Raw genomic sequence first — 13,847 nt, forward strand, 5'->3', positions numbered from 1 at the left:
GCCGCGCGGGCGACGGCAGTCCGATACCGCCCCGGGACCGCGGCGAGTTCCCTGATCCGTCGGCTCCGCGGCGCGGATCCGGTTTAGCCTCGGCCCAGGACGCGACCTTTCCTGTCGCGGCACCGACCGCTCGGAGGAAGCCGTGAACGCTCCGTATCCGCCGCCCCCGCCGCCACCGGCCGCCGGCCGGGACCGGACCACCCTCTGGGGCGTTCTGGGGATCATCACCGGCCTGCTCTGCTGCGGCATCCTGGGCATCGTCTTCGGCTATCTGTCGATCCGGGACGCGAAGCGCTTCGGCAAGTCCCCGGTGCTCGGCTGGCTGGCCATCGCGTTCGGCGTCATCAACATCATCGCCAGCGCCATCATCCGGACCCGGGGGCACTACTACACCCCGTACTGGTACCGGTAGGACGAACGAGGGGGCCGACCCGAACCGGTCGACCCCCTCGGCACGTCACGGGACCGCTCAGCGGCCGGACATGATCTCCCGCATCAGCTTGGCGGTCTCGGTCGGGGTCTTGCCGACCTTCACGCCGACCGCCTCCAGCGCCGCCTTCTTGGCGTCGGCGGTGCCCGCCGAGCCGGAGATGATGGCGCCGGCGTGGCCCATGGTCTTGCCGGGCGGGGCGGTGAAGCCGGCGATGTAGCCGACCACCGGCTTGGTCACGTTGGCCTTGATGAACTCGGCCGCCCGCTCCTCGGCGTCGCCGCCGATCTCACCGATCATGACGATCGCGTCGGTCTCCGGGTCCGCCTCGAAGGCGGCCAGCGCGTCGATGTGGGTGGTGCCGATGATCGGGTCACCGCCGATGCCGACGCAAGTGGAGAAGCCGATGTCACGCAGCTCGTACATCATCTGGTAGGTCAGCGTGCCGCTCTTGCTGACCAGGCCGATGCGGCCGGAGCCGGTGATGTCGGCCGGGATGATGCCGGCGTTGGACGCGCCCGGCGAGGCGATGCCCGGGCAGTTCGGCCCGATGATCCGGGTCCGCTCGTCCTGGGCCACGTTGTACGCCCAGAACGCGGCGGTGTCGTGCACCGGCACGCCCTCGGTGATCACCACGGCCAGGTCGATGCCGGCGTCGATCGCCTCGACCACCGCGGCCTTGGTGAACTGCGGCGGCACGAAGATGACCGTGACGTCCGCCCCGGTCTCCTTCATGGCGTCCGCGACGGACGCGAACACGGGCAGCTCGGTGCCGTCGAAGTCGACCTTCTGGCCCGCCTTGCGCGGGTTGACGCCGCCGACGACGTTGGTGCCGGCGGCGAGCATCCGCCGGGTGTGCTTCGAACCCTCGGAACCGGTCATCCCCTGCACGATGACCTTGGAGTCCTTGGTCAGCCAGATAGCCATTGTCAGACCCCCGCAGCTGCCAGCTCGGCGGCCCGCTCGGCCGCGCCGTCCATGGTGTCGACCCGCTGGATCAGCGGGTTGTTCGCGCCGTCGAGAATCGCCCGACCGGCCTCGGCGTTGTTGCCGTCGAGGCGGACGACGAGCGGCTTGGTGGCCTTCTCGCCGCGCTGCTCGAGCAGCGCCAGCGCCTGCACGATGCCGTTGGCGACCGCGTCGCAGGCGGTGATGCCGCCGAAGACGTTGACGAAGACGCTCTTCACCGACGGGTCGGAGAGGACGATCTCCAGGCCGTTCGCCATCACCTCGGCGCTCGCGCCGCCGCCGATGTCGAGGAAGTTGGCCGGCTTGACGCCGCCGTGCCGCTCACCGGCGTACGCGACCACGTCGAGGGTGGACATGACCAGGCCCGCGCCGTTGCCGATGATGCCGACCTCGCCGTCGAGCTTGACGTAGTTGAGGTCCTTGGACTTGGCGGCCTGCTCCAGCGGGTCCACCGACGCCTGGTCGACCAGGGCCTCGTGGTCCGGGTGCCGGAACGCGGCGTTCTCGTCGAGGGTGACCTTGGCGTCCAGCAGCAGCAGCTTGCCGTCCTTGGTCGTGGCCAGCGGGTTCACCTCGACCAGCGTGGCGTCCTCGGCGACGAACGCCTGCCACAGCTTGACCGCGACCTCGACCACCTGGTCGGCGACCTCGGCCGGGAAGCCGGCCGCGCTGACGATCTCGCGCGCCTTGGCCTCGTCCACGCCGGTGTTGGCGTCGATCGGGGCCTTGACGACCTTCTCGGGGGTCTCGGCGGCGACCTGCTCGATGTCCATGCCACCGGCCACGCTGGCGATGCAGAGGAAGGTGCGGTTCGCCCGGTCCAGCAGGTACGAGAAGTAGTACTCCTCGGCCACGTCCGCGGTCACCGTGATCATGACCTTGTGGACCGTGTGACCCTTGATGTCCATGCCGAGGATGTCGGTGGCGCGGGCCACCGTCTCCTCCGCGCCCTCGGCCAGCTTCACGCCGCCGGCCTTGCCGCGGCCGCCGACCTTCACCTGCGCCTTGACGACAACCCGGCCGCCGAGGCGCTCGGCGATCGCGCGGGCCTCCTCCGGGGTAGTGGCGACGCCGCCGGCGAGCACGGGCAACCCGTGCCGCTCGAACAGGTCCCGCCCCTGGTACTCGTACAGGTCCACGATTGCGCGTCCCGTCCCGTCTCCGCGGCGCGCCGTCGCGCCGCCACCAGCGTTGGAAAATCAGTTTGACGCCTGTCATCAGATGAGACAGGCCATTTGCCGCAGCCTAACGAGATGGGAACCGGCGGCAACCGAGCGGGTGCACGGTGTGCGGTAATGCACAGCCGCCTCTGCGTCGCGCCGGGGTCAGCCCACCCGGCAGCGGCCGGCCGCGTACCCGACCACGGCTCGCATGATCTCGTCCTCGCTCCGGTCGGCGTGGTTGACGGTGGCGGTGAAGCCGGTGCCGAAGAAGGCCTGCTGCATCCCGGAGTCGAGGGCGGTGAAGGCGCCCAGGCCGCTGCCCACCCGCGGGTCCCGGGGCTTCACGCAGAGCATCTTCTCCAGGCCCCAGCGCCGCACGTAGATCCGCTCGACCAGCTCCCACGGCAGCCAGATCGCCTGCCCCCGGGTCGGCCGCGTCTTGATCCAGAGCCCGGCCGGCCCGAGCGCCAGCACCGGGCCGCCGGAGGAGACCAGCCAGAGCTGGAGGCCGACCGGCACGGCGAAGACGAGCATGACCACCGGGATGATGGCGAGCAGCCCGACGCCGCCGCCCTCCGACGACGCGGCGAGGCCGATCGGGCAGGCCATCACGAGGCCGATCACGAGGGTCACCAGGCCGAGGGTCAGCGCCCGCTTGCGCAGGCTCGGCCGGACCACGAACGGCTGGTCCTCCGGGATCCGCTTCGCGGTCGGCACGGCCGGCGGCTGCCCCGGACCGACGCCACCCGGGTGATACGCCTGCTGCGCACCGGGCCAGCCGGGCGCGGGCGGCTGGTAGGGCGCGCCGTACTGCTGCTGCGGCGCCGGCCAGCCGGGCGCGGGCTGCTGGTACGGCGCGCCGTACTGCTGCTGCGGCGCCGGCCACCCACCGGGAGGCGGGGGCGGCGGGGGCTGGCCGCCGGCGGGGTCGGGCTGCGGGTACGGCGGCTGGGTCACGGCGGGCTCCCGGCAGGGGTCGTCGACCGCGGGACGCGGTCCGGGCAGGCACACCATACGGCCGACTCCCGTGCCGCGAGGGCCCCTGGAAACCGGCCCGTCCGGAGGGCCCGGGACGCGGGCCGTCAGCCGTCCGGGGGATGTTGGGGAAGGGGCGTAACCCCCTGTTGGGGGCGTCGTTGAGTCTGATGTCGGAGCGCTGGTAAGGCGCGACGGCGGGAGCGGCCGATGCCCTGTCGGTCGAGGGGTGGCGGCGGGGCATCGTGCATAGAGGGGCCGGGCGTGTGAGGGGTGCGTCCGGCCCCTCCCCCTGCCCGCACATCGGCGGCCCGCGGCCTGCGGCCCCGGATCAGCTCCTGGCCGCGCTACCGGCCTGATGCCGTGAACGACTCACGGCGGGCTCAGCCCGCCGACCGCGCCGAGTCGATGGCGTCACCACCGACCCGCTCATCACGTGACAGGGTCAGGCAACCGGCTGGGCGACGTTCTCCCGGACCCACTCCACGATCGACTGGGTGGTGGCGCCCGGGGTGAAGATCTTGGCGACGCCGAGCCGCTGGAGCTCCGGGATGTCGGCGTCCGGGATGATGCCGCCGCCGAAGACGACGATGTCGGCAGCCTCGCGTTCGCCGAGCAGTTCGAGGACACGCTTGAAGAGGGTCATGTGCGCGCCGGAGAGCACCGAGAGGCCGACCGCGTCGGCGTCCTCCTGGATCGCGGTCTCGACGATCTGCTCCGGGGTCTGGTGCAGGCCGGTGTAGATGACCTCCATGCCCGCGTCCCGCAGGGCACGGGCGACCACCTTCGCGCCCCGGTCGTGGCCGTCCAGGCCGGGCTTCGCGACGACGACCCGGATACGAGAGCTCATCAGCGCACACCTTTCACCGGCTCCGGCACTCCTGACCTGAACGAACGGTAACCCGCCCTGCCCGGGGCCGGAAACCCGGGCTGCGCTTTACCGCCCGGGCCCGCGCACGGGAAGCCGGACACCTCCGCCGAACGGTCACTGTCCGCGACGAACGGGCGGTTGTCGGGCCACCCGACCGGCGGCACGAGCCGGGACAAGAGGGGATGGAAACGGACAGAACGAAACGCCAGTTCGGCGCTTCAGCTTGTGACAGGAGTGGCAGTTGGCTAACGTGTCCACGGTTGTCATCAGGTCCACGGACGGGTGACGACGCGACACCGGAGGTTCGACCGAGCTTCACCGAACGGTCCGAGGTCGCATCGGATCCCCGACAACGGAGGGTGTGCGTGCGCCAGCGCCTGTCGTCTGAGCCCGATAGATATCGCGGCCGCCGCCGCGTACCCACCCCCCCGCGGAGCCGCTACGCCGCGGTCGTCACCACCGCCTTCGTGGGAGCCGGCATCGTCGCCCTCGGCGCGAACGCCCTCCCCGACGCCAAGAGCGTCAGCCCGTCGGTCCTCGACGAGCTCAAGCAGGCCTCGATCACCAGCCAGGACGCCGCGGCCCGGGCCGACAGCGCGGACCGCGCCAACCGTGACGACCGCGGCGGCAGGACCGCCGACGAGCAGGACACCTGGCTGCTCCCCCTGCACGGCTACGACTTCCAGTCGCCCTACGGCATGCGCTGGGGCAAGCTGCACACCGGCATCGACCTGGTCGCCCCGGAGGGCACGCCCTACCGGGCGATCCACGACGGCCAGGTCACCAAGGCCGGCTGGTTCGGCGGCTACGGCTACGCGGTGATCATCAAGCACGCGGACGGCAGCGAGGCCATCTACGGTCACTCCTCGGCGGTGACCGTCAAGGAGGGCCAGCAGGTGAAGGCCGGCGAGCAGCTCGGTCTGGTCGGCAACACGGGCCACTCCTACGGATCGCACCTGCACCTTGAGATCCATGTCAACGGCCAGCCGCTGGACCCGGTGCCGTGGCTCGACGAGCGCGGTGTGAACATCCAGCTTGAAACCGAGGCAATCTACGCCGAGGTAGCCGCTTCCTGACGCTCCGTATCGCCCGTTGACCGCCCGGATCAGCCGATCCGGGCGGTTTCTTCTGCGGCAAAGTCTGCTGGATCACACCGGCAGATGTGGGCGGCACCACAGCCGTGCATGATCCTTTTCGGCAGGAAACCGCCCAGCCCGGCGTAAACCCGGGCAGGTAGTCTCAGGAGCCTCACCGGCCCTCCGGAGCCCCGTACCTGGCGCCACCCCGGCCGACACCAGTATTTCGAGGTCACGTGCCCCTCGACTGATGAAGGTTTCCGTGCAGGAAGACAGCTCCGTCCAGAACGAGAACACCCCGGACATCGCTCCCGCCCGGCACCGGCGCCAGCGCCCGGTCCGGCGTACCGCATATGTCGTCATCGGCGCGGTGGCCCTGCTGGGCCTCGGCCTCGGGGGCGTCTCCGTCGCCACCGCCGACCACGGCGCCCCGACCCCCGCGGCTGTCGACTTCGACGCCCAGGCGCGCGCCGAGGCTGCCGCCCGTGCCGACCGCTCGGTCCGCGAGTCCACCGCCCCGGTCACCCCCTCCGCCGCCGTGTCGCCGAGCCCGAGCGCGGCCAGCCCGAAGCCGACGAAGCCCGCCCCGGCCAAGCCGAAGCCGAAGCCGAAGAAGACCACCAAGCCGACGCCGGCCTGGGTCATCCCCATGAAGGGCGCCGAGATCACCTCCTGCTACGGGCAGCGGTGGGGCACCCTGCACGCCGGCATCGACTTCGCCATGCCGTCGGGCACGCCGATCCACGCCGCCGCGGCGGGCACCGTGGTCAAGGCCGGTGACGCCGGGGACGGCTACGGCAACTCGGTCTTCATCGACCACGCCAACGGCTACCTGACCCACTACGCGCACCAGAGCCGGCTGATCGTCGGCGTCGGCGACAAGGTGAAGGCCGGCCAGGTCATCGGCTACGAGGGCGCCACCGGCGACGCCACCGGCCCGCACCTGCACTTCGAGGTGCACAAGGGCGCCATGTGGAACCAGATCGACCCGGCGCCGTTCCTGCGCGCCCGGGGCATCGACGTGGCCTGCTGACGGCCATCCCACGAGAGGGGGGCCCGGTCCGGCACGTCGCCGGGGCCGGGCCCCACCTGGCTCAGAGCTTGTCGATGGGGGCGTGCCGGAGGACCAGCCACAAGGTCTGGTCGCCGAAGTCGATCTGCGCCCGTGCGCCCGGACCGTGTCCCTCCACCGCCAGCACCCGGCCGAGGCCGTAGCGCTGGTGGTTGACCCGGTCGCCCACCGAAACCTTGGGCGCCTGCTTCAGCTCGCTTGCGGTGGCCAGCCGGGTGGCGTCCACCCCGAGCCGCTTGGCGAGCTCGGTGGCCTTGGGCGTCCCACCGGTGAAGCCGCCCCGCCCGCCGGGCACCCGGTCCGCCCGGCCGCCCACGCCGCCGCCCCCACCGGCCCACGAGGTGTACGACCCCTCGGTGCGCTCCCAGCGGACCAGCTCGGTCGGCAGCTCCTCCAGGAAGCGAGACGGCGGGTTGTAGGCGGGCGCGCCCCAGGCCGAGCGGGTGACCGCCCGGGACAGGTAGAGGCGCTGCCGGGCGCGGGTGATGCCCACGTAGGCCAGCCGCCGCTCCTCCTCCAGTTCGCGGGTGTCGCCCAGCGAGCGCAGGTGCGGGAAGACGCCGTCCTCCAGGCCGCTCAGGAACACCACCGGGAACTCCAGCCCCTTGGCGGTGTGCAGCGTCATCAGGGTCACCACGCCCTGGTGGTCCGGGTCGTCGGAGGGGATCTGGTCGGCGTCGGCGACGAGCGCCACCTGCTCCAGGAAACCGGCCAGGGTGGCCCGCTCGTCCTCCCCGCCCAGCGCCTCGATCCGCTCGGTGTACTCCCGGGCGACGCTGACCAGTTCCTGGAGGTTGTCCACCCGGCCGGCGTCCTGCGGGTCGAGGCTCTCCTCCAGCTCCGCCAGGTAGCCCGAGCGGGTCAGCAGGGCCTCCAGCACCTCCTCCGGGGTGCCGGTGGCGGCCAGCTCACGTGCCTCGTCGAGCAGCGCGACGAACTCGGCGATGCCGTTGGCGGCCCGGGTGGAGATCCCCGGCGCGTCCTTGGCCCGGCGCAGCGCGGCGCCGAAGGAGATCCGGTCCCGGCTGGCCAGCGCTTCCACGCACGCCTCGGCGCGCTCGCCGATGCCGCGACGCGGGGTGTTGAGGATCCGGCGCAGGCTGACCGTGTCGTCGTCGTTGACCACCGCGCGCAGGTAGGCCAGCGCGTCGCGGACCTCCTTGCGCTCGTAGAAGCGCACCCCGCCGACCACCTTGTAGGGCAGGCCGACCCGGATGAACACCTCCTCGAAGACGCGGGACATGGCGTTGGTGCGGTAGAAGACGGCCACGTCGCCCGGGCGGGTGTCACCGGCGTCGACCAGCCGGTCGATCTCCCGGGCCACCCAGTCGGCCTCGGCGTGCTCGGTGTCGGCCACGTAGCCGACGATCTGCTCGCCGGCCCCGGCGTCACTCCACAGCCGCTTGGGCTTGCGGGAGGTGTTCCGGTCGATCACGGCGTTGGCGGCGTTGAGGATGGTCTGTGTGGACCGGTAGTTCTGCTCCAGCAGGATCGTCCGGGCGTCGGTGAAGTCGCGCTCGAACTCCAGGATGTTGCGGATGGTGGCGCCGCGGAACGCGTAGATCGACTGGTCGGCGTCGCCGACCACGCAGAGCTCGGCCGGCGGGATGCCCTCGGTGCCGGAGACCAGCTCCTTGATCAGCACGTACTGGGCGTGGTTGGTGTCCTGGTACTCGTCGACCAGCACGTGCCGGAACCGGCGCCGGTAGCTCTCGGCCACGTGCGGGTGCGACTGGAGCAGGTGCACCGTCGTCATGATCAGGTCGTCGAAGTCCAGCGCGTGCGCCTCGCGCAGCCGCCGCTGGTAGAGCGTGTAGGCCTCGGCCAGCGCCCGCTCGTTGGGGCCCTTGGCCCGGCCGGCGAACTCCTCCGGGTCGACCAGCTCGTTCTTCAGATTGGAGACCTGGGCGGCCAGGCCGCGCGCCGGGTGGCGCTTCGGGTCCAGGTCCAGCTCGCGGGCGACCATCTGCATGAGCCGGCGGGAGTCGTCGGCGTCGTAGATCGAGAAGGTGGACTTGAGGCCGGCGTGCTCGTGCTCGGCGCGGAGGATCCGGACACAGGCCGAGTGGAAGGTCGAGACCCACATCAACCGGGCGCGCGGGCCGACCAGCGCGGCCACCCGCTCCTTCATCTCACCGGCGGCCTTGTTGGTGAAGGTGATCGCGATGATCTCGCCGGGGTGCACGTCCCGCGCGGCGAGCAGGTAGGCGATCCGGTTGGTCAGCACCCGGGTCTTCCCGGAGCCGGCGCCGGCCACGATGAGCAGCGGGGACCCCGCGTGGGTGACCGCGTCCCGCTGGGGCCCGTTCAGCCCGGCGAGGAGGGCCTGCGGGTCCGGCCGGACCGACGGCTTCAGGTCACGGCGCGGCGACCGGCGAGCCGGGCCGGAGTCGTCGGACCCGGGACGCGGTGGGGTCGCACCGGGCTCCGGCGCGGGCGGGGACGCGGGGATGTCGAAGAGAGGATGCATCGCACGGGAAGTCTATGCCGACCGCCGGACACTTCCCGCCCGCGCCGCCGACGGGACGGCGGCGTCACGTCCCACCTGTTGGCGGGTTTCCTTGCGCGTACGGCCCGCGGGTCGGCATACTCGACGGCGTGTCCGATCAGCGCTTCTACTTTTACTACGGCACCGGGAGTCCGGCAGCCGTAGGTCGCGCCTGATCACAGACCTACGAAAAGCCCCGGGCTCCTGGAGCCCGGGGCTTTTCCGTCCCGGGATCCGGGTACCGGGCCCGAGACCCCGAGGGGTACGACGATGATGACTGACGTGGTGGAGTCCAGCGGCAGCCTGGCGCCGCAGGGCCGGCCCGCCGGCGGTGACCCGACTGGGGCCGCGGCGGCCCGGACCGGCACCGACGACTCGGCGGCGGCCGAGCGGATCAGCGAGATCCGGGAGCGGATCGACGAGATCGACCGCACCATCATCGCGCTCTGGCAGGAGCGGGCCGCGCTCTCCCAGGAGGTCGGGGCCACCCGGATGGCCTCCGGCGGCACCCGGCTCGTGCTCTCCCGGGAGCGGGAGATCCTGGAGCGGTTCCGCGCGGCGCTCGGCGCGGACGGCACCCAGCTCGCGCTCCTGCTGCTGCGCGCCGGCCGCGGACCGCTGTGAGGGGTCCCGGGGGCGCGAAGTCCCCGGATACGACGAACCGCCTGCCGGCGTCGAGCTGACGCCGGCAGGCGGTCCCTGGTCGGTCAGGCCGCGTCGTGGGTGGCGACGATCTCCCGCTTCTCGGCGAAGTGGCAGGCGCTCGGGTGGTCCGAGCCCGGCCGGATCTGGAGCAGCGGCACATCCTGGGCGCAGACGTCCTGCGCCTTCCAGCACCGGGTGCGGAACCGGCAGCCCGAGGGCGGGCTGACCGGCGAGGGGACGTCACCCTGGAGGCGGATGATCGCCTTGCTCTCCCGCACGGTCGGGTCGGGCACCGGCACCGCCGACAGCAGCGCCTGGGTGTACGGGTGGGTCGGCCGCTCGTAGATCTCGTCCTCGGTGCCGACCTCCACCATCTTGCCCAGGTACATCACCGCGACCCGGTCGGAGAGGTGGCGCACGACCGACAGGTCGTGGGCGATGAAGACGTACGAGAGGCCGAACTCGGCCTGGAGCTTCTCCAGCAGGTTCATCACCTGCGCCTGGATCGACACGTCCAGGGCCGACACCGGCTCGTCGCAGACGATGACCTCGGGCCGCAGGGCGAGCGCCCGGGCGATGCCGATGCGCTGCCGCTGGCCGCCGGAGAACTGGTGCGGGTACCGGTTGATGTGCTCCGGGTTGAGGCCGACCAGGTCGAGCAGTTCCTTGACCTTGTCCCGGCGGGACCGTCGCGGAGCCACCTCGGGGTGGATCTCGAAGGGCTCGCCGATGAGGTCACCGACCGTCATGCGCGGGTTCAGCGAGGTGTACGGGTCCTGCATCACCAGCTGGATCTGCCGGCGCAGGCGCCGCAGCGCGCCGCCGGAGAGCTTGGAGATGTCCTGGCCCTTGTAGAGCACCTGGCCGGCGGTCGGCTTCTCCAGGTTCATCAGCACCCGGGCCAGCGTCGACTTGCCGCAGCCGGACTCGCCGACGACGCCGAGGGTCTCGCCGGCCTTCAGGTCGAAGGAGACGCCGTCGACCGCCTTGACCTGACCGATGGTCTTCTTGAACACCACACCCCGGGTCACGGGGTAGTGCTTGACCAGGTCACGGACCTCGATGATGTTCTCAGTCACGGTTCACGAGCTCCTCGGCGAAGTGGCAGGCGCTGGCCCGGCCCCGACCCAACTGCAGCAGCGGGGGCACCTTCTCCCGGCACACCGGCTGCGCCATGGGGCAGCGCGGGTTGAAGGCGCAGCCCGGCGGGATGTTCATCAGGTTCGGCGGGAGGCCCTTGATGGTCCGGAGCTCCTGCCCCTTCTCGTCCATCCGCGGGATCGAGTTGAGCAGGCCGAGGGTGTACGGGTGCGCCGGCTTGGCGTACAGGTCGTACACGTCGGCTTCCTCGACGATCCGGCCGGCGTACATGACCGCGATCCGGTCCGCGACGTCGGCGACCACGCCGAGGTCGTGGGTGATCAGGATCATGCCCATCTGCCGCTCCCGCTGGAGCTCGCCGAGCAGGTCCATGATCTGGGCCTGCACGGTCACGTCCAGCGCGGTGGTGGGCTCGTCGGCGATCAGCACCTCGGGGTCGAGCGCCAGCGACATGGCGATCATGGCGCGCTGCCGCATACCACCCGAGAACTGGTGCGGGTAGTTGCTGTACCGGCCCTTGGCGTTCGGGATCTTGACCTGGTCGAGCATCTCGATCGCGCGCTTCTTGGCGTCCGAGCGGCTCATGCCGCGCCGGATGCGGAACTGCTCGGCGATCTGGAAGCCGACGGTGAAAACCGGGTTGAGGGCGGAGAGCGAGTCCTGGAAGATCATCGCAATGCCTTCGCCCCGGATCCGGCGCCGCTGCTCGGCGGACATCTTGAGCATGTCCTTGCCGTGGAAGCGGACCTGGCCCCCGGTGACGAAGCCGGGCGGGGTGTCGAGGATGCCCATGATGGTCTGCGCGGTGACGCTCTTGCCGGAGCCGGACTCGCCGAGCACGGCGAGGGTCTCCCCCGCGTCGACGTGGTACGTCACCCCGTTGATGACCTTGGCGACACCGTCCCGGGTGCGGAACTCCACCCGCAGGCCGTCGACCTCGAGCAGGCGGCCCGAGGGGCGGCCGGATCCGTCGGCGCCCGGCGCGGACTGCTCGGACACGAGAATGTCGGACAACTCAGTTCCCCTATCGGAGCTTCGGGTCGAGGGCCTCGCGGACCGCCTCGCCGAGCATGACGAAGCTCAGCACGGCGGCGACGAGGAACGCGGAGGGGAAGAACAGCAGGAACGGCGAGACGCGGATGTAGTTCTGCGCCTCGCTGATCATGATGCCCCAGGAGACCACCGGGCTCTTCAGGCCGATGCCCAGGAAGGACAGCGTGGCCTCCGCGCCGATGAACGAGCCGACCATGATCGTGCCGTAGACCAGCAGCGGAGCCAGGCAGTTCGGCAGCAGGTGCTTGAGGATGATCCGGCCGGTGCCGGCACCCAGCGCCCGGGCTGCCACGATGTAGTCCGCCTCCTTGGTGGCGAGCACCGAGGAACGCATCAGCCGCATCACGACCGGCCAGCTCAGCACGGTCAGCGACATGATGACCAGGCCCATGATCGTCCACTCACCGTTGTCGGTGCCCGACCCGTTGAACGTGGTCAGGATGACGATCGCGCCGAGCACGAACGGCAGGCCGAAGAAGATGTCGGCGATCCGGGAGAGCAGCGCGTCCACCCAGCCACCGCGGTAGCCGGCGATGATGCCCATCGTGCCGCCGATCAGCATCGTGCCGATCACGGAGAGCAGCGCCACCACGATGGAGGCGCGGGCACCGTAGATGGTCCGGGCGTACACGTCCCGGCCCTGCACGTCGTAGCCGAACCAGGCGTCGGCCGACGGGTCGACCCGGCTGCGCGACAGCGCGCCGTTGACGGGGTCGTCGGAGGTGAACAGCTGCGGGAACGCGGCCATCACGACGAACAGCAGGATGAAGGCCGCCGAGATCCAGAACAGCGGCTTGCGGCGCAGGTCCCGCCAGGCGTCACCGAGCAGGCCGCGCGGCTTCTGCTGCTTCTGCGCGTTCTCCGGGAGACCGGCGTTGGCGGGCGCGCCGGAACCGGCCTCGGTCGGCATGGTCGCGGGCGGCGTCGAGACGATCGACGCGGTACTCGGGTCACTCATAGCGGATCCTCGGGTCCAGGGCGGCGTAGAGCAGGTCCACCAGCAGGTTCATCACGAGATAGACGACCACCAGCACCACCACGATGCCGACAACGGTAGCGCTCTCCTTGGTGACGATCGCCCGGAGCACCTGGCGGCCGATGCCGTTGATGCCGAAGATGCCCTCGGTGATGATGGCGCCACCCATGAGGGCGCCGAGGTCGGTGCCCAGCAGGGTGACCACCGGGATGAGCGAGTTGCGCAGCAGGTGCACGCCGACGACCCGGCGCATGGGGAGGCCCTTGGCGATGGCGGTACGGACGTAGTCGGCACGCCGGTTCTCCGCGATGCTGGTCCGCGCCACCCGCGCGATGTACGCCGTCGAGGCGCTGCCCAGGACGAAGCCCGGCACGATCAGCTCGCTGAACCGCATCTCGTTGGAGACGGTCGGGGTGATGATGCCCCACTTGACGCCGAGGAACCACTGGAGCACGAAGCCGATGACGAAGACCGGCAGCGCGATCAGGAAGAGGGACGAGACGAGGACCAGGTTGTCCAGGAAGCCGTTGCGCCGAAGACCGGTCAGGACACCCGCGCCGAGACCGATGAGGGCCTCGATGGCGAGCGCGACCACCGCCAGCTTCAGGGTGTTCGGGTACGACGTGGTGATGATGTCGCTGATCTCGCGACCGCCGAACGTGATACCGAAGTCGCCCTGGAACAGGTTCTTCATGTAGCTGGCGTACTGCACCCAGATCGAATCGTCGAGATGGTACTTCTCGGTCATCATGGCCCGGTAGTTCGGCGGGCAACCGCGGTCGCCGCACTTGCCGGCGAAGGGGTCGCCCGGTACCGACCAGACGAGCCAGTAGATCAGGAACGTCGTGCCGATGAACACCGGCACGAGTTGCAGCAGCCGTCTCAACAGATAACGGCCCATGGGGTGGTCCTCCTGACAAGGGGGCGCGTCGGACGGCCGACACGGATGGTGACAACGTGCGAGGGGTTTGTTGTACACCCCCTCGCGGAACGGCCCCGGGTCGGGCTCACCGGTAGGCGAGCCCGAC

General features: G+C 70.8%; 13 protein-coding genes. 4 read left to right on the forward strand and 9 right to left on the reverse strand.

All coding sequences use genetic code 11. The annotated features are described in order from the left end of the window. The first annotated feature begins 142 nt into the window (after positions 1–142). Positions 143–412 (forward strand): DUF4190 domain-containing protein, encoded by a 270-nt coding sequence (locus tag ACZ6PY_RS10785; RefSeq protein WP_466071178.1) that lies wholly within the window; start codon positions 143–145, stop codon positions 410–412. A gap of 57 nt (positions 413–469) precedes the next feature. Here the strand turns inward: ACZ6PY_RS10785 and sucD are convergent, their stop codons facing one another. The 4 genes from sucD to ACZ6PY_RS10805 all read right to left on the reverse strand — a co-directional run bounded on the left by sucD (position 470) and on the right by ACZ6PY_RS10805 (position 4,387). Then, positions 470–1,357, reverse strand: coding sequence for a succinate--CoA ligase subunit alpha (gene sucD, locus ACZ6PY_RS10790; RefSeq protein ID WP_466071179.1), 888 nt, complete (start codon positions 1,355–1,357; stop codon positions 470–472). 2 nt (positions 1,358–1,359) lie between these two features. Beyond that, on the reverse strand, positions 1,360–2,538 hold the full coding sequence (gene sucC / locus ACZ6PY_RS10795) for an ADP-forming succinate--CoA ligase subunit beta (protein WP_148429882.1): 1,179 nt from the start codon (positions 2,536–2,538) through the stop codon (positions 1,360–1,362). Positions 2,539–2,724: 186 nt separating this feature from the next. Next, complete coding sequence (locus tag ACZ6PY_RS10800) at positions 2,725–3,519, reverse strand: hypothetical protein (RefSeq protein ID WP_466071180.1); 795 nt, start codon at positions 3,517–3,519, stop codon at positions 2,725–2,727. A 463-nt stretch (positions 3,520–3,982) separates the two neighbouring features. Further along, the gene (locus ACZ6PY_RS10805; protein WP_466071181.1) at positions 3,983–4,387 is read right to left on the reverse strand and encodes a cobalamin B12-binding domain-containing protein; all 405 of its coding nucleotides are present in this window, start codon (positions 4,385–4,387) and stop codon (positions 3,983–3,985) included. A 386-nt stretch (positions 4,388–4,773) separates the two neighbouring features. Between ACZ6PY_RS10805 and ACZ6PY_RS10810 the strand changes: the two genes are divergently transcribed. Next, a complete protein-coding gene (locus tag ACZ6PY_RS10810) occupies positions 4,774–5,484 on the forward strand; it encodes a M23 family metallopeptidase (protein ID WP_466071182.1) in 711 nt (236 codons plus the stop codon). 250 nt (positions 5,485–5,734) lie between these two features. After that, a complete protein-coding gene (locus tag ACZ6PY_RS10815) occupies positions 5,735–6,517 on the forward strand; it encodes a M23 family metallopeptidase (RefSeq protein WP_466071183.1) in 783 nt (260 codons plus the stop codon). Between the two features lie 61 nt (positions 6,518–6,578). Here ACZ6PY_RS10815 and pcrA read toward each other — a convergent pair whose 3' ends face one another. After that, positions 6,579–9,026 carry a DNA helicase PcrA gene (gene pcrA / locus ACZ6PY_RS10820; protein ID WP_466071184.1) on the reverse strand — a complete coding sequence of 816 codons (2,448 nt, stop codon included), beginning with the start codon at positions 9,024–9,026 and terminating at the stop codon, positions 6,579–6,581. A gap of 288 nt (positions 9,027–9,314) precedes the next feature. On the opposite strand from pcrA, the gene ACZ6PY_RS10825 reads away from it, so the two are divergent. Next, positions 9,315–9,668 carry a chorismate mutase gene (locus ACZ6PY_RS10825; RefSeq protein WP_466071185.1) on the forward strand — a complete coding sequence of 118 codons (354 nt, stop codon included), beginning with the start codon at positions 9,315–9,317 and terminating at the stop codon, positions 9,666–9,668. A gap of 83 nt (positions 9,669–9,751) precedes the next feature. Here the strand turns inward: ACZ6PY_RS10825 and ACZ6PY_RS10830 are convergent, their stop codons facing one another. The 4 genes from ACZ6PY_RS10830 to ACZ6PY_RS10845 are packed head-to-tail and all read right to left on the reverse strand — an operon-like array spanning position 9,752 to position 13,720. After that, positions 9,752–10,768 (reverse strand): ABC transporter ATP-binding protein, encoded by a 1,017-nt coding sequence (locus tag ACZ6PY_RS10830; protein ID WP_466071186.1) that lies wholly within the window; start codon positions 10,766–10,768, stop codon positions 9,752–9,754. Further along, on the reverse strand, positions 10,761–11,789 hold the full coding sequence (locus ACZ6PY_RS10835; protein ID WP_366646381.1) for an ABC transporter ATP-binding protein: 1,029 nt from the start codon (positions 11,787–11,789) through the stop codon (positions 10,761–10,763). Before ACZ6PY_RS10835 ends, ACZ6PY_RS10830 begins: the two co-directional genes overlap by 8 nt. A 25-nt stretch (positions 11,790–11,814) precedes the next feature. Next, the gene (locus tag ACZ6PY_RS10840) at positions 11,815–12,801 is read right to left on the reverse strand and encodes an ABC transporter permease (protein ID WP_466071187.1); all 987 of its coding nucleotides are present in this window, start codon (positions 12,799–12,801) and stop codon (positions 11,815–11,817) included. After that, positions 12,794–13,720, reverse strand: coding sequence for an ABC transporter permease (locus ACZ6PY_RS10845; protein WP_466071189.1), 927 nt, complete (start codon positions 13,718–13,720; stop codon positions 12,794–12,796). Before ACZ6PY_RS10845 ends, ACZ6PY_RS10840 begins: the two co-directional genes overlap by 8 nt. Positions 13,721–13,847 lie beyond the last annotated feature (127 nt).

This window comes from Micromonospora sp. NPDC048907 (assembly GCF_055586885.1).

Excerpts from the sequence above, each read along its gene's own strand:
- ACZ6PY_RS10845 (WP_466071189.1), bottom strand. The coding sequence starts at position 13,720 with ATGGGCCGTTATCTGTTGAGACGGCTGCTGCAACTCGTGCCGGTGTTC.
- sucD (WP_466071179.1), bottom strand. The coding sequence starts at position 1,357 with ATGGCTATCTGGCTGACCAAGGACTCCAAGGTCATCGTGCAGGGGATG.
- ACZ6PY_RS10815 (WP_466071183.1), top strand. The coding sequence starts at position 5,735 with ATGAAGGTTTCCGTGCAGGAAGACAGCTCCGTCCAGAACGAGAACACC.
- ACZ6PY_RS10840 (WP_466071187.1), bottom strand. The coding sequence starts at position 12,801 with ATGAGTGACCCGAGTACCGCGTCGATCGTCTCGACGCCGCCCGCGACC.
- pcrA (WP_466071184.1), bottom strand. The coding sequence starts at position 9,026 with ATGCATCCTCTCTTCGACATCCCCGCGTCCCCGCCCGCGCCGGAGCCC.
- ACZ6PY_RS10825 (WP_466071185.1), top strand. The coding sequence starts at position 9,315 with ATGATGACTGACGTGGTGGAGTCCAGCGGCAGCCTGGCGCCGCAGGGC.
- ACZ6PY_RS10805 (WP_466071181.1), bottom strand. The coding sequence starts at position 4,387 with ATGAGCTCTCGTATCCGGGTCGTCGTCGCGAAGCCCGGCCTGGACGGC.